Raw genomic sequence first — 16313 nt, forward strand, 5'->3', positions numbered from 1 at the left:
CACAGGGTTTTGTGGTGTACACAATTTCCGGAACACCATGGAAACCTGTGGGAGCGGGCTTGCCCGCGAAGAGGCCCGAACAGGCGCCGCATATTCAGGATCAGAAAACAAAAAGCCCCGCCATTCACATGGCAGGGCTTTTGTCTTTCAGCGACCGGTCACTCAGACCATCGGGTCGCCAACGTGCAGGATCTTCATGCCGTTGGTGCCGCCGATGGTGTGGTAGCTGTCGCCTTTGGTCAGGATGACCCAGTCGCCTTGCTCCACGACGCCACGCTTGACCAGTTCATCGATCGCCGCCTGGCTGACTTCGTTTGGCGCCAGCGAAGCAGGGTCGAATGGAATGGTGTACACACCACGGAACATCGACGCGCGAGCCTGGGCTTCGCGGTGCGGAGTGAACGCGTAGATCGGCACCGAGGAACGGATACGCGACATGATCAGCGGGGTGTAGCCGCTTTCGGTCAACGCGATGATCGCCTTCACACCCGGGAAGTGGTTGGCGGTGTACATGGTCGCCAGCGCGATGCTCTCGTCGCAACGCGAGAACTCTTTGCCGATGCGATGGCTGGAGGTCTTGCTGGTCGGGTGCTTTTCAGCGCCGACGCAGATGCGCGCCATGGCCTGCACGGCTTCCAGCGGATACTGGCCGGCGGCACTTTCAGCCGAAAGCATCACGGCGTCGGTGTAGTCGAGCACGGCGTTGGCCACGTCGGACACTTCGGCACGGGTCGGCATCGGATTCTGGATCATCGACTCCATCATCTGGGTCGCCACGATCACCGCCTTGTTGTGGCGACGTGCGTGCAGAATGATTTTCTTCTGGATGCCCACCAGTTCGGCGTCGCCGATTTCCACACCGAGGTCACCACGGGCAACCATCACCGCGTCGGACGCCTTGATCAGGCCATCGAGGGTTTCGTCGTCGGCAACGGCTTCGGCGCGTTCGATCTTCGCCACCAGCCAAGCGGTGCCGCCGGCTTCGTCGCGCAGTTGGCGGGCGTATTCCATGTCAGCTGCGTCACGGGGGAAGGATACGGCGAGGTAGTCGACTTCCATTTCCGCGGCGAGCTTGATGTCGGCCTTGTCCTTTTCGGTCAGGGCCGGAGCGGTCAGGCCGCCACCGCGACGGTTGATACCCTTGTGGTCCGACAGCGGGCCGCCGATGGTCACCAGGCAGTTCAGTTCGGTGGCGGTGGCGGTTTCGACGCGCATTACCACGCGACCATCGTCGAGCAGCAGCTCGTCGCCCACGCCGCAGTCCTTGACCAGATCCGGGTAGTCGATACCGACCACCTGCTGGTTGCCTTCGGTCAGCGGATGGCTGGTGGAGAAGGTGAACTTGTCACCGATCTTCAGCTCGATGCGCTTGTTGGCGAATTTGGCGATACGGATTTTCGGGCCTTGCAGGTCACCCAGCAGGGCAACGAAGCGGCCGTGCTTGGCGGCCAGGTCACGCACCAGCTTTGCGCGAGCCTTGTGCTCGTCGGGGGTGCCGTGGGAGAAGTTCAGGCGGGCGACGTCCAGGCCAGCCAGAATCAGCTGTTCGAGAACTTCCGGCGAGTTACTGGCCGGGCCAAGGGTAGCGACGATTTTGGTACGACGGACGGACATGCAAAGACTCCTGAGTTCAAGCGCTGAGTGAGGCTACTATGGTCGGACGCTGTAGTCATTGTTCGTTTGCACTACTTAATTCTTTCTTTATTGAACACCTCAACTTTGTGCCGGGCCGCTGAAGATTTCCGTCCACGGGTCGATACAGCGTTCAAGACAGGAGATTTCCCATGCGATTCGTACTCATTGCCGCCCTTGCGTTATTCAGTGTCACGGGTTGCACCCGTTTTGCCATGAACCATCATTTGAACAATGCCTACAGCGCTTATGACCGCGGCAATTGCGAGCAGGTGATGCTCGAGCTGTCCAAGGTCGAGCGCGACAGCCGGGCCCGGCCTTACGTGTGGCCGGAAGTATCGATGATGCGCGGTCAGTGCCTGGAACGGCAGAAAATGTTCATCGATGCCGCCCAGACCTATCAATTCATCATCGCCTCCTACCCGCAGAGCGAATACGCCTACCGCGCCCGTGCCCGTCTGGAAACGCTGGCGAGCCTGGGCCATTACCCGATGCGCAGTTCGGCAACCGTGCGTCCGACACAGTTCTGATGCTGGTTGTCATTCAATAGCTGGCCGACCGGTGGTGGTGAGGCTATAGTCCAATAGATCGGTTTAGAGCCTGGTTTCTAAACTGTGGCAACACCTGTGATCGGTAGAAGTAAGCGGCAGCGGTTGACGGACTGTCGCGCCAGGATCGGGGAGAGCGGGCCGCATCTGCCGGGATAACAGTTGGCAGGCCTGTTCCGAAGCATTAGTGCGGTCCTGCTTAAGGACCTTGCGTAGCGAATTCAGCATGTTCACTGACCGCCGGATCGAGCGGCATCAACTGCCGTATTTTCTGAAAGTGTTCAACAGTGTCACTGACAAACCCATTGGTTATCTGGGCAATGTTTCCGAACACGGGCTGATGCTCATCAGCCAACTGCCAATGATGATCGGCGCGGACTTCGGTCTGCGCCTGAAAATCCCCGTCGGCGATGGGTGCCAGCAGATCATCGATCTGCGGGCGTGTTGCCTGTGGTGCCACGAAGATCAAACGCCCCAATACTACGACGCCGGGTTCAGCCTGCAACGAGCCCCGCCGGAATACGGGCAACTGGTGGAGGCGTTGAAGCAGTACTTCAGTTTCCAGACGTTGTCGGCTTCGGCCTGATCAAAGCCTTTAAAGCTTCGCGAGCAAGCCCGCTCCCACAGTGGACCGTGTTCCGACAATCAGAACGCGGTCAAATGTGGGAGCGGGCTTGCTCGCGAAGGCGTCTTCACAGGCACTGAAAATCTCAAGCCAGATCAAACACTGCCACTGCGCTTCCAGCTCAAATACTGCGTCACCATCCGCGTGCCCAATTCCCCGGGCCGCGCATCCAGCACCGGTACACCGTGGGCGCTCAAGCGCTCGTGCAGTTCGCCCCGGGCATTGAGGTAATCCACCGTGCCGCAATAGGCCAGCGCCTCGGGCAATGTCTGCACCGGCGTTTGCCGCAGGTTGTCGAGCACCTCTTCGCGCAGACTGGCGACCAGGACCCGGTGCTGGCGGCTCAGGCGCTTGACGGCCGTAAGCAGTTCTTCATCGTCCTCGTCCCGCAGGTTGGTCACCAGCACCACCAGCGCCCGGCGCTTCTGGCGGGCGAGCAGTTCGGTGATGGCCGCTTGATAATCGGCGCTGCGCTGGCTGCTGTTGAGGTCATAGACCGTATTGAGCAGCACATTGAGTTGCCCGCTGCCTTTGACCGGGGCGAGGAAACGCGATTGTTCGCTGGCGAAGGTACACAGACCCACCGCGTCTCCCTGGCGCAGCGCGACGTAGCTGAGCAGCAGGCAAGCGTTGAGCGCATGATCGAAATGCGCCAGCTCGCCGTCCTGGCTGCGCATGCGACGCCCGCAATCGAGCATGAACATGATCTGCTGGTCGCGCTCGTCCTGGTATTCCCGGGCGATGGGCGTGCGCTGGCGGGCGGTGGCTTTCCAGTCGATTTGCCGCAGGCTGTCGCCCTCGCGGAATTCGCGCAACTGGTGAAACTCCAGCCCCTGGCCACGACGTTGATGCTGACGAACGCCGAGCTGGCTCAGCCAGTTATCCACAGCCAAGAGTTGGCCGCCATAAAGGTGGGCGAAGTCGGGATAGACCCGCGTCTGGTCAGCCACTTCGAGCAGGCGCTTGTCGGACCACAGTCCCAGCGGCCCTAGCAGATTTACTTCACAGTGTTCGAAGCTGAAGTGACCGCGCTTGAGCGGCCGCAGGCGATAGTCGATCAGGCTCCGTTGACCGGGCTGCAATTGCACGGTCAGAGGCAGGTGCTCGAAGCTCAGTCCATCGGGAACGTGGTCGAAGAGTTGCAGGTCCATCGGTTGTGCAAAATCGTGGTCGAGCTCCAGCCGCACCTCGCTCCAGCGCCCCAGGGCCAGACTGCCCGGCATGTGTCGCAGCAGGCGCGGCGAGGGTAGACGCTTGAGGCGCACCACATCGAGCAGCGCCAGGGCCAGGAGTGCCAGAAGCAGGCCCCAGTTGATCCGCGACAGGTGCGCGGGCAGCGCGATCCCCAGTGCCTGCAAGCTGCCCAGTACGATGCCGATGGCCAGCAGCAACGCGAGCCAGAGCAACAGCAGGCGAGTGGGTTTCACAACCGCGGCGCCGGTACTTGATCGAGCAACTGGCGCAGTACGTGATCCACGTCCAGCCCTTCGATATCCAGTTCCGGCGCGATCCGCACGCGATGGCGCAGCACCGCCAGCGCGCAGCTTTTGATGTCATCGGGAGTCACGAACTCACCACCGCGGATCAAGGCCCTCGCTCTGGCGCAACGCACCAGCGCGATCGAGGCCCGTGGTCCGGCGCCGAGGGTCAGTCCCGGCCAGGCGCGTGTGGTGCGGGCCAGGCGTACGGCGTAATCGAGCACCTGATCGTCCAGTGGCAGGTCGCTGGCGATACGTTGCAGGGCCAGCACGTCCTTGGCCTGCAGCACGGTGCGCAGCGGCTGCACGTCGAGCATGTCGGCGCGGGTCGAGCGACTGACCTGGCGCACCATGTCCAGTTCCTGGTCGGCGTCGGGGTAATCCATGCGCACCTTGAGCATGAAGCGATCCAGCTCGGCTTCCGGCAGCGGGTAGGTGCCTTCCTGTTCGATCGGGTTTTGCGTGGCCAGCACCATGAACGGTTGCGCGATGGGCAGGGCGCGGCCTTCGAGGGTGACCTGTCGTTCCTGCATGGCTTCGAGCAGCGCGGCCTGGGTTTTCGCCGGGGCGCGGTTGATCTCGTCAGCCAGCAGCAGGTTGGTGAACAGCGGACCTTTGCGCAGTTTGAATTGCTCGGTCTGCAGGTCGTACACCGCGTGCCCGGTGACGTCGCTGGGCATCAGGTCCGGGGTGAACTGGATGCGCGCGAACTCGCCACCGAAGCAACGGGCCAGTGCGCGCACCAGCAGGGTCTTGCCCAATCCGGGCACGCCTTCGAGCAACACGTGGCCACCGGCGATCAATGCACTGAGCACGTCGTCGATGACGCTGTGCTGGCCGATCACGACCTTTTGCAGTTCGCCGCGTATCGTCTGGGCCAGCTGGCTGGCGCGTTGGCGTTGCTGCATGGCATGACCGGCGCTGTCCGGCTCTTTCGGATCAATCGTCACAAAGCGTTCCTCAAGGTTTGCAGATGGGCGACCTGGCGACTGAATTCGGCGCTGGATAGCCGCTGCTTCGGTCGCGGGCTCATGGCCTGGCTGATGGCGCGAGTGGGTTGTCGGGTCAGGCGGGACAGCACCAGCCATTGTTCGGCGACGGCCAGTTGGTCGTAACCGGGATGGCGGTGGCGTACCCGGCGCAGGATGTCCTGTTGCAAGGCGTGCAGCAGGCTGTGTTGACCGTTGCGGCGCAACATGAAGTCGGCACTGGCGCGCACATGCTCCAGCAGTTGCCGGCGGGCTTTCGCGGCTGGCGCCTGCACCGGGCCGTGGCGCACAGCCACATGCCACAGGCCCAATGCGATCAGGGCAATCAGGGCCACCAACGCCTGGGGGAAGTAACGCAGCAACAAGGTCCACAGGCTGTCGTGATCGGTGTCGTACATCAGGGTCACATGGGTGTCAGCCGTCAGGTACCAGAGCAGCCAGGCATTGTCGTACTCACCGATCGCCGGGGTTTTCCACAGGTCGGCGTCCGTCACCACGATGATCGAACCCAGCCCGTGGTTCAGTTGCATCATGTGCGTGGCCTTGGCGCTGTTGGCCCAGGCCTGGGCGAGGTTGTTCGGGTCTTCGAGGTGGAAGGCGGTATCGAAGCCGGCATAGGCCGGAGCGTCTTCGTTTTCCAGATACAGCCTGGTCAGTTTCGGATAGGGGTCGTCACCGCTTTCTTTATCGGGTGGCGGGTCCTTGAGGTCCTTGCTCAGGGATTGATGCAGCTGCACCCGGTCGAGCAGCAGGTCGTTGCTTTGTCCGGCCTTTTCGTCCCACAGAGACTGGGCGACGAATAGAAGGCGCCCGCCGGCCCGGGTCCAGTTCATGACCTGATCGATCTGCCGGGGCGTCATGTTGTAGCGGTCGCCGAACAGCAGCAGGCTGTTCTGGCGAGGTTCCAGGCTTGGCAGGATGTCGAGGCTGTTGGCATGGCTGACGGTCAGGCCCTGCTTGCGCAGGAAGTGTTCGGCAGCGAGGTACGGATTGGCCTGGGCTTCGGGTGAGGGGCCGTGATCGATTTGATCCGTGTAGGGCACGGCCTTCATATATAGATAGATGCCAAGCGCAACCAGCAGCACGGCGAGCAGAATGCCGAGCGCCAACGCCCAGGCGCGCCGGCTCAACGATTTGCCCCCGAACCGAACAAGGCGCGCCAGCCGTCACACAATTGCTGCTGCGAATCCGCCGGCGGCAAGCGGTGCCCGTAGGCCATGTTTTGCCAATGCATCGTCAGGTTCCGGCTGAAGGCCAGCAGGGTCGGTTGCTGCAGTTGTTCGATGCGTTCAAGTACCTGGCCTTCGGTGTCGGCGGCCTTGAGTACGATGTTGAAGTCATGCAGCAAGTGACTGAGCAAAGCGCGATAGAGCAGACCGAGCGCCTCGCGAGGCTGGGTTTGCCAGAGGCTTTCGGCGCTGGCCGCGATGTCGGCGGGCAGGGTTTCGCGGTCCAGATCAAGGCCGAACGCCTGTTTCGGCAGAGCTGAGGGGGCTTTCTTGCGGGGAAGGGGGCGACGGCTGACAAATGTCTGCAGCCAGTCGCGGTAATGCCAGATCAACAGGCCGATGGCGGTGATCACCGCCCCCCACAACAAGGTTTCAATCAGCGACGCCACGGTGCCGAAGCGCTGGCTGCCGAACAGATTGAACAGCGCCTTGAGCCATGCGGGCGGCTGGTCATTGTCCGGGGACTCGACGCTGGTCTTGTCCTCACCGAAACGGTAACGGGTCACGGTTTCCGGGTTCTTGAATGGCGGCTTTTCGAGGATCGTCTGGATGCTGTCGCGGGAGGCCTGGCTGGTCAGCGATTGCTCCAGCAGACGCGGGTTGTCGGGTGAGGGCGTCGGTTCTGCCGCCCAGGCTTCCTGTCCGACAGGCATCAGCCCGATCATCGCCAGCAACAGAACTGCGGCGGTGCTGCTCAAGCGCTGGCGCAGGCGGCGGAACACCAGTTCGATGTCCCAGGCTTCCAGCACCGTGCGCCGGTTCAGATACAAGCTGAAACCGCAGGCCACATAAATCGGTTCCCACACCACGAGTACCAGAACATAAAAGGCATTGGTCAGGTGCTCCAGCCAGCGCCAGTCTTGCGTCGCCGCGGTGATCAACGTCTGCCAGCTCCAGTCCACGGCCACCTGTTGCGGTAGCAGCAGGTAGAACAGCACCGTCAGACCGATCCACAGCGCGGTCTCCAGGTGCATACCAATCACTGTCAGCCAGCGCGCCGCGTTGGCGTCGCGCTGCAACAACACCTGTAAACGTTGCTGTCGCGCTTCGCCGCCCAGGCCTTCGAGCTGTACCACCGGCAGCAGGAAGCTGCGGCTCAGGCTCAGCCGGCGCCAGGTCAGGCTGGCCAGCAGCTGCGGCTTGAGCAGCCGTGGCCATTGGCGCAGGGCCTCTTTCAACGTGGGTGTTTCACCGAACATGGCCTTGGACAGGATGTACAGCGGCAGGCGTTCGAACGCCGGTTTCAACCACCAGAAGATGAACACCGCAAGAGACGGCGAGTCCCAGAACAGCCAGGTCAACAGGGCAAAGACCGGCACCGTCAGCATGGCCCAACTGGTCATCAGCAGACGGCGATGGCGCTGGCTCAGCAGCACCCCCAGGTCCATGGCTTCCCAGGTCGGACGCGGGCGGATCACCACGGTGGCGTCACTCAGGCGCATGGCGGACCCGTCCGGCAAACAGCAGATACGCCAACACCAGCAGCCAGAGCGCAGCGCCGACCAGGTATTTGGTCAGCGGCGCCGGCGTGGTCATCGACGACCAGTAGGCTTCGATAAAGGCTGCAATCAGCAGAAACAGCATCACCCCGCAGATCAGCAACACGCTTTTGCGTGCCGCCAGACGCAAGGCCTCGGCACGGGGCAGGCGCCCTGGAGCGATCAGGGCCCAGCCCAATTGCAGGCCGGCCGCTCCGGCCAGGGCGATGGCGGTCAGTTCGAACGCGCCATGGCCGATCACGAACGACCAGAAGGTCTGCCCGAAGCCGATCTGCGTCAGGTGCCCGGCCACCGCGCCGATGATCATTGCGTTGAATAACAGGAAAAACACGCTGCCCAGGCCAAACAGCAAACCGCTGGCGAAGGTCTGAAAGGCGATCCCGATGTTATGCATGATGTAGTAGCCGAACATCACCCAGTCTTCACTGGCGGCGCGGTCCGCCGAGCGTCCAAGATGACCGGCCTGCGGGTCGTACATGCTTTGCATGTCGGCGACCTGCTCGGCCGGAAGCAGGTTGTAGATCAGCTCCGGAAAGAGGAACACCAGCAGGGCAAAGCCGATCAGGCTGCCGAAAAACATCAGGCTGGCGGCCAGCACGAAACGCCACTGTTCGCGCACCAGTCGCGGGAAGTCGGCAAGAATGAAGGCCAGCACATTGGCGCCCAGTCGGCTGCGATGGCGGTACAGCTGCTGATGCCCGCGCAGCACCTGTTGTTGCAGGGAATCGATCAGAAAACTGCTGTAGCCGCGCTCACTGGCCAGGGCCAGGTGTTGGCAGATGCGCCGGTAGTCGCCTGGAAAGTTGTCCGTCCCGCTGGCGTTGCGGTCGCGTTCCAGCCTTTCCAGCAGCAGGGAGAACTGTTCCCATTCGGCCATGTGCCGATGTTCGAAAAGACTTTGCTTCATGTCGGGCCCAACAGGCCGTGGGCGATGCCGTTCAGTTCTGCAGCTGCTTGTGATGCGGGAACCTTCAGCGGCTGGGCGAGGATGGCGGCCAGTTCGTTGACCCTGGCATCGGAGAGTTCGGACTGGCGTTCGGCGAATCCGAGGATGGCGCGCTGCTCGGTCAATGTCAGGGCAAAGGCCGGATGGCGCGGTGGGGCCGGCGGCAGTTGTGGGCGGGTGAGGGGCTGTTCGCGGTAGATCACCAGCGTACCGGCGGCAATGTCGCCGAGGCGCTTGAAGCCAGCGGTTTGCAGGCAACTGATGGCGCCGAGAAAGTAGACGAACGGCAGCAGATCGACAAACCGCAACAGGTTACGCAACAGCGACGCGGACCAGCCGATGGGCGTGCCGTCATCCTGCACCACTCGCAGGCCCATCCATTGCTTGCCCGGTGAGCGGCCCTGGTTGAGGACTTCGAACAAGACCATGTACCACCAGCTGACGGCGAAGATCAGCAGCGAGCCCAGGCCCATGCCCAGTTTGCCGAGCATCGAAAGCGCGATGAACAGCACGCCGAGAACCACGCCGCGAAGGGCCAGGTCGATGGCGAACGCCAGCGCACGAACCATCAGCCCGGCCGGGCGCAATGGCAGATCGATGCCTTCCGGCGTTTCGACCTGATACCGCGTATCCAGTGGCGGGGACAGCGTCGCTTTCCTTTGCAGTGCTGCAGTCTCGAGCATGGGCAACCTGATGATGTGGCCTGATCGGGATGGTCTCGTCTTTTCGATGCTAGCAGCCTTGCCCGTGAAAACGACATAACAAAGTGTTGCCGATGGCTGCGCAGTCACCTTTGAATACAAGATCGCTGGCCGCGGCAGGACCTGAACGCCTAGACTTTGCCGATCTCCCGTTCAGGAAACGCCTGTGACTTCCATCTTCTGGTACGACTACGAAACGACGGGCATCAACCCCCGTTGCGATCGCCCCCTGCAAATGGCGGGGCTGCGTACTGACTTCGATCTCAATGAGATCGATGAGCCGGTCAACCTCTATTGCCAGCCAAGCGAAGATATCCTGCCGCACCCCGCGGCCTGCGCCATTACCGGGATTACGCCCGCCCGGTTGTCCGAACAGGGGCTGAGCGAAGCCGACTTCATGACCCGGGTCCACGCCCAGCTGGCGGCGCCCGGCACCTGTGGCGCGGGCTACAACACCCTGCGTTTCGACGACGAGATGACCCGCTACAGCCTGTATCGCAACTTCTTTGATCCCTACGCGCGGGAATGGCAGGGCGGCAACAGTCGCTGGGACTTGATCGATGTGGCGCGCGCCGCCTACGCCTTGCGTCCGGATGGCATCGTCTGGCCGACGGACGACGAGGGAAAGGTGACGCTCAAGCTCGAACGCCTGACTGCCTCCAACGCTATCGACCACGGCAATGCCCACGAAGCGCTGTCTGACGTTCGTGCCACCATCGCCCTCGCGCGCCTGATCCGGGAAAAGCAACCGAAGCTGTATGACTTTCTGTTCCAGTTACGCAGTAAACAGAAGGTGCTGGATCAGATCCGTCTGTTGAAGCCGATGGTGCATGTGTCCGGGCGCTTTTCCGCGGCGCGCAACTTCATCGGCGTGGTGCTGCCCCTGGCCTGGCACCCGCGCAACAAGAACGCACTGATTGTCTGCGACCTGCACCTCGATCCCGAGGGGCTGCTGAATCTGGATGCCGACACCTTGCGCCAGCGCCTGTACACCCGGCGCGAGGACTTGGCCGAAGGTGAATTGCCGGTGCCGCTCAAGCTCATTCACATCAATAAATGTCCGGTGGTGGCACCCTTGGGAGTTCTGCGCCCGGAAGATCAACAGCGTCTCGGGCTGGATATGGCGCTGTATCAGCAGCGCGCACTGCGACTGAGTGACGCGCAGAAAGTCTGGCAGGAGAAAGTTGCGAAGATTTATGCCGGCGAGGAATTTGCTCCGAGCCAGGACCCGGAACAACAGTTGTATGACGGTTTCATTGGTGATCGCGATCGCAGGCTTTGTGAACAAGTGCGAACGGTCGATCCGATTCAATTGGCGCAACAGCAATGGCCTTTCGATGATGAACGCTTGCCTGAATTATTGTTTCGATATCGCGCACGCAACTTTCCCGACACCTTGAATGTGGAAGAGCAAGAGCGCTGGCGACTATTCTGTCAGAAACGTTTGTCGGCACCGGAATGGGGCGCGCCCAATACCCTGGAAAGTTTCACGCAGGCCGCAGCCCAATGGGCTCTTACAGCGACGCCTTTTCAGCAAGAGGTGCTCGATCAATGGCAGCTCCATGTTGTTGAATTGCGCAAACGTTTGAATCTTTGAATTCGAAAATGTCGGGCGCTGAATTCGAGGCATAAAAAAACGCCAGCGTATGCTGGCGTTATTTTTTGTCACAGACTTGTCCGCAACAAGTGCTATGGCTTAGCCCAGCAGGGTAGACCAGCCTTCAACCACGTCACCGCCCCACTTGGCTTTCCACTCTTTCAGAGTCTTGTGGTTGCCGCCTTTGGTTTCAATGACTTCGCCGTTGTGCGGGTTTTTGTATTGTTTAACTTTGCGAGCGCGCTTGGTGCCGGTAGTTTTTACTGCTGCGCCGCGTGGTGCCTTGGTTTTGGATTCCGGATCCAGCAAAGCGATGATGTCACGCAGGGACTTGGAGTATTCGCCCATCAGGGTGCGCAGTTTGCCTTCGAATTCCAGCTCGGTTTGCAGTTTGTCGTCTTGGGACAGGTTCTTCAAACGGGCCTGCAGCTCTTTGATAGCTTCTTCGGTGGCGCGATATTCGTTGATCAAGGACATGATTACTACCTTATGTAGAAACAGGATGGCAGGGGGACAGTGCGGCAATAATAGTCAGGGTATTTCATCAAGTAAACATTAAACCGATGTTTATTTAATTAAGAAGCCGCGACTTCATCCCACACTGGATGAGCAGTTAAAAGTTCGAGGCGGCCAGTGGGGATATTCAAAATTGAATGTGTATATAGCCTCAACAACACTGCCGGGCCACGGCTTTGCAACGGCTGGCGGTAGTCTCGCAAGCGACCATTTGGCACCGCACAACGTGATCAATACTGCGGTTTTGCTGCGTTGTCGCTAGAATGGCCGCCTTTGCGAAGTTCTGGAGTTTCCCCCTCATGCACACATATCGGCTGGTGATTTCCTGCCCGGACCGCGTCGGCATCGTTGCTAAAGTCAGTAACTTTCTGGCGTCCCACAACGGCTGGATCACTGAAGCGAGCCATCACTCGGACAATCAGAGTGGTTGGTTCTTCATGCGTCACGAGATTCGTGCCGACTCGCTGCCGTTCGGAATTGAAGCCCTGCGTGAAGCCTTTGCGCCGATTGCCGAAGAATTCTCGATGGACTGGCGCATCACCGATACCGCGCAGAAGAAACGCGTGGTGCTGATGGCCAGCCGCGAATCCCACTGCCTGGCTGACCTGTTGCACCGCTGGCACAGCGACGAGCTGGACTGCGAAATCGCCTGCGTGATTTCCAACCACGACGACCTGCGCAGCATGGTCGAGTGGCACGGCATCCCGTACTACCACGTGCCGGTCAACCCACAGGACAAGGAGCCGGCCTTCGCCGAAGTCTCGCGCCTGGTCAAACAGCACGATGCCGAAGTGGTCGTACTGGCGCGCTACATGCAGATCCTGCCGCCCGAGCTGTGCAGCGAATACGCCCACAAGGTCATCAACATCCACCACAGCTTCCTGCCGTCCTTCGTCGGCGCCAAGCCGTACCATCAGGCGTCCATGCGCGGTGTGAAGCTGATCGGCGCGACCTGCCACTATGTGACCGAAGAGCTGGATGCCGGCCCGATCATCGAGCAGGACGTGGTGCGCGTCAGCCACAGCGACAGCATCGAAGACATGGTGCGTTTCGGTCGCGACGTCGAGAAGATGGTGCTGGCCCGCGGCCTGCGTTATCACCTGGAAGACCGCGTGCTGGTGCACGGCAACAAGACCGTGGTGTTCTGATTTCGTCAGCTCACAGTTGAAAATCGAAGGGCCTGGGCGTTCAATCGCTCAGGCCCTTCGCCGTTTCCAAGGACACGAACATGAGCGATCCACTGGACAAAGCCACTTCCAAAGCGCCCGCGACATTGGGCGAGGGATGTTTGAGTCGGTATGACCCGGATGACATGAGCCCCGAGGATGGCACCGAGTTCCCCGGCGCTGCGGAGCTATGGCAGCAGCTACAGGAAGAAAACTCCTGTGGGAGCGAGCCTGCTCGCGATGGTCGAAAACGGTGACACGGGAAACCTGACGCCCCGCGGTGACCATACCTCCATCGCGAGCAAGCTTGCTCCTACAGGGCTTGTTTAACTTTCATTAACTTCTTGAGCAACGGCCGCCCCAGCATCAGCAGGAACACCGGCCCACCCACCAGCAGATAGAAGTAATAGGTTACCGCCCGCCATATCAGAATCGCCGCGGCCGCCGTGGACTTGCCCACCATGGGCGCCAACAGCGCCGCCGATGTCAGCTCCGCCGCCCCGGCGCCTCCCGGCAGCAGGCTGAACTGTCCCGCGCTCAGTGAAAGCATCTGGATCAGAAAACTCCAGGCCCACTGTAAATCCGCGCCGAGCCCGCGCAGGGCCAGATACAGCACGCTGTAACGCAAGATCCAGTGCAGGCAGGTCAAGGCGAACACCGTGATCAACGTCTGAAACGGCAGCTTGAGGGTGTCGGTAAACGCCGCCAGAAAATGCAGGAGTTTTCGCGCCCAGCGCATGCGTGTGGTGGATTGCACGTTCAGGCGCACCAGCAATCGGCCGCTCAGGCGAATCAGCAGGCGATGGTAGCGCGCCACCGCAACGCAGCAGATCAGGCCGCCGAACATCGAGACCGCACTGACGATCAGCAGCCACTCCATCCGCTGGCTGAGGTGTTGGAACAGCGCATAAATGAGGATTGCGCTCAACGCGCAGAGGAAAAACAGCAGATCGCTCAACTGGTCCATGGCGAACACTGCGCTGCCCCTGGCCGGGCGAACACCGCTGCGCGCCAGCAGTGCCATGATCGTCAGTGGCCCGCCGCTGCCGCCGGGCGTGGCGCAATAGGCGAACTCGGCAGCCATCACCACGCCGAGACTTTTGAGCGGGCTGACCTTCTCTCGCTGATCTCCCAGCAGCAGGCGCAAACGCAGGGTGTTGACCACCCAGCACAGCAGGATCATGCCGAACATCACCAGCAATCCGCTCAACGGAAAACTGCTCAGACGAGACCAGGTTTCGCTGCCACCCAACAGCCACGGAATCAGCACGGCGGCGAACAGGCCGATCAGCAACAGAATCCCGCGACTCATGCGGCGCGCTCCATGTGTTCGGATTGCCGCGCCAGCCAGCACGCCTTGGTCAGCGGCATCCGTCCCTCGTCGAGCAGGCGCTGCAAGGTGTTCAGCCAGTACGTCCGTGAAAACTCATGGCGCATGTCCACCGGATGAATGCCCAGCCTGATCACAGGTGCTTCTCGCCAGCGATGTTCGAGCCGATCGCTGACCAGCTTCGACAAACCCCGACGCCAAGCGCTGCGCGCGCTCCAGACCAGACCGGGGGCGTCGACCTGGGTGAAATCGGGAAGACGATACAGATGTTGCGCATCGCTGGTGTAGGTCAGGGGCAACTGGCGTAGCGCCTGGCGCGTGCCTTCGCTCATCAGCCAGGCAGGCGCGACAAAACCCTGCAATGGCCATTGGTAGCGCTGGAACAGGTCGATACCGGCGCGCAGTCGGGCGAGGGCTTCTGCCTGTGACAGTTGGTAGAACTCACCTTCGTGGGTGTAGACGCGGCGCATGAACCAGTCCCGTGGATTGACCGCCAACGGCTGATCATCGCAATGAAAATAGCCGTGCAACGCCAGTTCGTCACCGCGTTCGAGACGTCCGGCCAGCATGCGGCGAAACTCCGGATGGTCTTGCAGATCGTTGTGTCGGTGAAAGTCCGGCACCACCAGCCAGGTCATCGGCACGGCACCGAGTGCGTCGACGGCTTCGACGAAGGGTTGGTAGTCGACCCACGTCTGCGGTGCGACATCGTGCAGCACCAACAGCAGACTGGGCGATGGCATGGACTCAACCATTAGCCGCTCGCGGCCACTGGCTGCCGAGTACCGCGTGATAGTGGCCGAGCAGGCTGTTGACCACGAAATCCCAGGCGTAATGCTGCTCGACATGGCGTCGGGCCTGATTGCCAAGGGCTGCGCCGCCCTGGCTGAACAGCTCGCGTATGGCGTTGGCCATGGCCTGGGGATTGTTCGGGGAGCAGAGCAGGCCACATTGATCGTTGATGATTTCCTCGAACGCACCGGCGGCCACCGCAACCACCGGAATGCCGCTAGCCATGGCTTCAAGGATCACCAGACCGAAAGTTTCCTGATCACCGGCATGCACCAGGGCATCGGCGCTGGCCATCAGGCGGGCGACTTGCGCGGCGGGGCGGAAGTCATCGAAGACGGTGACGTTGTCGGGCACGCTCGTCGGCATCGACGAGCCGACCAGCAGCAAGTGGTAGCGCCGGCCCAGGTGCTTCATGCAGTCGAGCAGGACCGGCAGATTTTTTTCCTTAGAGCCGCGGCCGGCGAAAATCAGCAGGCGAGTGTCGTCGTCCAGGCCGAGTTCGGCTCGCAGACCAGGATTGCGGGCCTGGGGATGAAACATCTGCAGATCGACGCCCAGAGGTTGCACGAACACGTTGCGCACGCCGAGGCTCGTGAGCTTGTCCGCCATCACCCGGCTGGGCGCCAGGACCCGGTCGAAGTTGCCATAGAGTTTGCTGACATAGGCCTCGACATTGGGAGTGACCCAGTTGCCCATGCGATTGCTGACCAGCAGTGGCAGGTCGGAGTGGTAGAAGCCGATCACCGGCACGTCCAGTTGCCGCCGCGCATCCAGGGCCGCCCAGGCAGTGAGATAGGGGTCGCCGACTTCGATCAGGTCCGGTTGCAAATCGTGCAGGACATTGCGCCAGGGCGCGAGGCGAACGGGGAAGCGATAACCCTTGCCGAAGGGCAGGGCGGGCGCCGGAACGGTGTAGATGCCATCCTGTTCGCTGAAGTAAGCCCCAGGGATCAACAAACTGTGGCGAGTGCCCGGCCTCGTGCAGAGGCGATGGTGCTTGGCATCCAGATAAGTACGCACGCCACCGCTGGCAGGGGCGTAGAACATGGTTATGTCAGCGATATGCACGATGAACATCCCTCCGGTCAGTCGCTCTCCCTTGGTTGACCTTTATGAAGAATAGATGTTCGTTTGGGGTTGTGTGCCTGGTCGCGGGGCTGTTGTGGGAGCGAGCCTGCTCGCGATGGCGGTGTGTCAGGCAGGTATGTGGTGGTTGTGCGGTCGTCTTCGCGGGCAAGCCTCGCTCCTACAGGTTCAAGGTGATC

16 protein-coding genes are annotated in these 16313 nt (G+C 61.2%); 5 read left to right on the forward strand and 11 right to left on the reverse strand.

The window, feature by feature from the left end; genetic code table 11:
- Positions 1-162 precede the first annotated feature (162 nt).
- Positions 163-1614 carry a pyruvate kinase gene (gene pyk, locus ACW9JE_RS20740; protein ID WP_457433789.1) on the reverse strand — a complete coding sequence of 484 codons (1452 nt, stop codon included), beginning with the start codon at positions 1612-1614 and terminating at the stop codon, positions 163-165.
- 170 nt (positions 1615-1784) lie between these two features.
- Between pyk and ACW9JE_RS20745 the strand changes: the two genes are divergently transcribed.
- A complete protein-coding gene (locus ACW9JE_RS20745; RefSeq protein WP_175379350.1) occupies positions 1785-2162 on the forward strand; it encodes a tetratricopeptide repeat protein in 378 nt (125 codons plus the stop codon).
- Between the two features lie 244 nt (positions 2163-2406).
- Positions 2407-2766: a PilZ domain-containing protein gene (locus ACW9JE_RS20750; RefSeq protein WP_110964647.1), complete on the forward strand. Its 360-nt coding sequence runs from the start codon at positions 2407-2409 to the stop codon at positions 2764-2766.
- 134 nt (positions 2767-2900) lie between these two features.
- Here ACW9JE_RS20750 and ACW9JE_RS20755 read toward each other — a convergent pair whose 3' ends face one another.
- From ACW9JE_RS20755 to ACW9JE_RS20780, 6 genes are read right to left on the reverse strand one after another with little or no spacing between them, the layout of a single operon-like run.
- Positions 2901-4232 carry a DUF58 domain-containing protein gene (locus tag ACW9JE_RS20755; protein ID WP_457433790.1) on the reverse strand — a complete coding sequence of 444 codons (1332 nt, stop codon included), beginning with the start codon at positions 4230-4232 and terminating at the stop codon, positions 2901-2903.
- Positions 4229-5191 (reverse strand): AAA family ATPase, encoded by a 963-nt coding sequence (locus ACW9JE_RS20760; RefSeq protein ID WP_224539051.1) that lies wholly within the window; start codon positions 5189-5191, stop codon positions 4229-4231. Before ACW9JE_RS20760 ends, ACW9JE_RS20755 begins: the two co-directional genes overlap by 4 nt.
- Before the next feature lie 38 nt (positions 5192-5229).
- Complete coding sequence (locus ACW9JE_RS20765; protein WP_224539034.1) at positions 5230-6402, reverse strand: DUF4350 domain-containing protein; 1173 nt, start codon at positions 6400-6402, stop codon at positions 5230-5232.
- Positions 6399-7943, reverse strand: coding sequence for a DUF4129 domain-containing protein (locus ACW9JE_RS20770; protein WP_457433791.1), 1545 nt, complete (start codon positions 7941-7943; stop codon positions 6399-6401). The genes ACW9JE_RS20765 and ACW9JE_RS20770 overlap by 4 nt, the downstream gene beginning before the upstream one ends.
- Positions 7930-8907: a stage II sporulation protein M gene (locus ACW9JE_RS20775; protein WP_457433792.1), complete on the reverse strand. Its 978-nt coding sequence runs from the start codon at positions 8905-8907 to the stop codon at positions 7930-7932. The genes ACW9JE_RS20770 and ACW9JE_RS20775 overlap by 14 nt, the downstream gene beginning before the upstream one ends.
- On the reverse strand, positions 8904-9629 hold the full coding sequence (locus tag ACW9JE_RS20780; protein WP_224539040.1) for an RDD family protein: 726 nt from the start codon (positions 9627-9629) through the stop codon (positions 8904-8906). Before ACW9JE_RS20780 ends, ACW9JE_RS20775 begins: the two co-directional genes overlap by 4 nt.
- A 184-nt stretch (positions 9630-9813) precedes the next feature.
- Here ACW9JE_RS20780 and sbcB point away from each other — a divergent pair, with 184 nt between their 5' ends.
- Positions 9814-11244 (forward strand): exodeoxyribonuclease I, encoded by a 1431-nt coding sequence (gene sbcB, locus ACW9JE_RS20785; protein WP_224539041.1) that lies wholly within the window; start codon positions 9814-9816, stop codon positions 11242-11244.
- A gap of 99 nt (positions 11245-11343) precedes the next feature.
- On the opposite strand, the gene mvaT is transcribed toward sbcB, so the two are convergent.
- Positions 11344-11721 carry a histone-like nucleoid-structuring protein MvaT gene (gene mvaT, locus ACW9JE_RS20790; RefSeq protein ID WP_175379343.1) on the reverse strand — a complete coding sequence of 126 codons (378 nt, stop codon included), beginning with the start codon at positions 11719-11721 and terminating at the stop codon, positions 11344-11346.
- Between the two features lie 338 nt (positions 11722-12059).
- On the opposite strand from mvaT, the gene purU reads away from it, so the two are divergent.
- Together purU and ACW9JE_RS20800 are read left to right on the forward strand one after the other, a co-directional pair.
- The gene (purU, locus tag ACW9JE_RS20795) at positions 12060-12908 is read left to right on the forward strand and encodes a formyltetrahydrofolate deformylase (RefSeq protein ID WP_110964641.1); all 849 of its coding nucleotides are present in this window, start codon (positions 12060-12062) and stop codon (positions 12906-12908) included.
- A gap of 80 nt (positions 12909-12988) precedes the next feature.
- The gene (locus ACW9JE_RS20800) at positions 12989-13183 is read left to right on the forward strand and encodes a hypothetical protein (protein WP_224539044.1); all 195 of its coding nucleotides are present in this window, start codon (positions 12989-12991) and stop codon (positions 13181-13183) included.
- 56 nt (positions 13184-13239) lie between these two features.
- Here ACW9JE_RS20800 and ACW9JE_RS20805 read toward each other — a convergent pair whose 3' ends face one another.
- From ACW9JE_RS20805 to ACW9JE_RS20815, 3 genes are read right to left on the reverse strand one after another with little or no spacing between them, the layout of a single operon-like run.
- Positions 13240-14238 carry a lysylphosphatidylglycerol synthase transmembrane domain-containing protein gene (locus tag ACW9JE_RS20805; protein ID WP_224539046.1) on the reverse strand — a complete coding sequence of 333 codons (999 nt, stop codon included), beginning with the start codon at positions 14236-14238 and terminating at the stop codon, positions 13240-13242.
- Complete coding sequence (locus tag ACW9JE_RS20810; RefSeq protein ID WP_224539048.1) at positions 14235-15011, reverse strand: DUF2334 domain-containing protein; 777 nt, start codon at positions 15009-15011, stop codon at positions 14235-14237. The genes ACW9JE_RS20805 and ACW9JE_RS20810 overlap by 4 nt, the downstream gene beginning before the upstream one ends.
- Positions 15004-16125, reverse strand: coding sequence for a glycosyltransferase family 4 protein (locus tag ACW9JE_RS20815; RefSeq protein ID WP_224539049.1), 1122 nt, complete (start codon positions 16123-16125; stop codon positions 15004-15006). Before ACW9JE_RS20815 ends, ACW9JE_RS20810 begins: the two co-directional genes overlap by 8 nt.
- Positions 16126-16313: the final 188 nt, after the last annotated feature.

Source organism: Pseudomonas sp. SDO55104_S430, assembly GCF_054070595.1.

Excerpts from the sequence above, each read along its gene's own strand:
- pyk (WP_457433789.1), bottom strand. The coding sequence starts at position 1,614 with ATGTCCGTCCGTCGTACCAAAATCGTCGCTACCCTTGGCCCGGCCAGT.
- ACW9JE_RS20745 (WP_175379350.1), top strand. The coding sequence starts at position 1,785 with ATGCGATTCGTACTCATTGCCGCCCTTGCGTTATTCAGTGTCACGGGT.
- ACW9JE_RS20750 (WP_110964647.1), top strand. The coding sequence starts at position 2,407 with ATGTTCACTGACCGCCGGATCGAGCGGCATCAACTGCCGTATTTTCTG.
- ACW9JE_RS20760 (WP_224539051.1), bottom strand. The coding sequence starts at position 5,191 with ATGCAGCAACGCCAACGCGCCAGCCAGCTGGCCCAGACGATACGCGGC.
- ACW9JE_RS20770 (WP_457433791.1), bottom strand. The coding sequence starts at position 7,943 with ATGCGCCTGAGTGACGCCACCGTGGTGATCCGCCCGCGTCCGACCTGG.
- ACW9JE_RS20775 (WP_457433792.1), bottom strand. The coding sequence starts at position 8,907 with ATGAAGCAAAGTCTTTTCGAACATCGGCACATGGCCGAATGGGAACAG.
- ACW9JE_RS20780 (WP_224539040.1), bottom strand. The coding sequence starts at position 9,629 with ATGCTCGAGACTGCAGCACTGCAAAGGAAAGCGACGCTGTCCCCGCCA.
- mvaT (WP_175379343.1), bottom strand. The coding sequence starts at position 11,721 with ATGTCCTTGATCAACGAATATCGCGCCACCGAAGAAGCTATCAAAGAG.
- purU (WP_110964641.1), top strand. The coding sequence starts at position 12,060 with ATGCACACATATCGGCTGGTGATTTCCTGCCCGGACCGCGTCGGCATC.
- ACW9JE_RS20800 (WP_224539044.1), top strand. The coding sequence starts at position 12,989 with ATGAGCGATCCACTGGACAAAGCCACTTCCAAAGCGCCCGCGACATTG.
- ACW9JE_RS20805 (WP_224539046.1), bottom strand. The coding sequence starts at position 14,238 with ATGAGTCGCGGGATTCTGTTGCTGATCGGCCTGTTCGCCGCCGTGCTG.
- ACW9JE_RS20810 (WP_224539048.1), bottom strand. The coding sequence starts at position 15,011 with ATGGTTGAGTCCATGCCATCGCCCAGTCTGCTGTTGGTGCTGCACGAT.
- ACW9JE_RS20815 (WP_224539049.1), bottom strand. The coding sequence starts at position 16,125 with ATGTTCATCGTGCATATCGCTGACATAACCATGTTCTACGCCCCTGCC.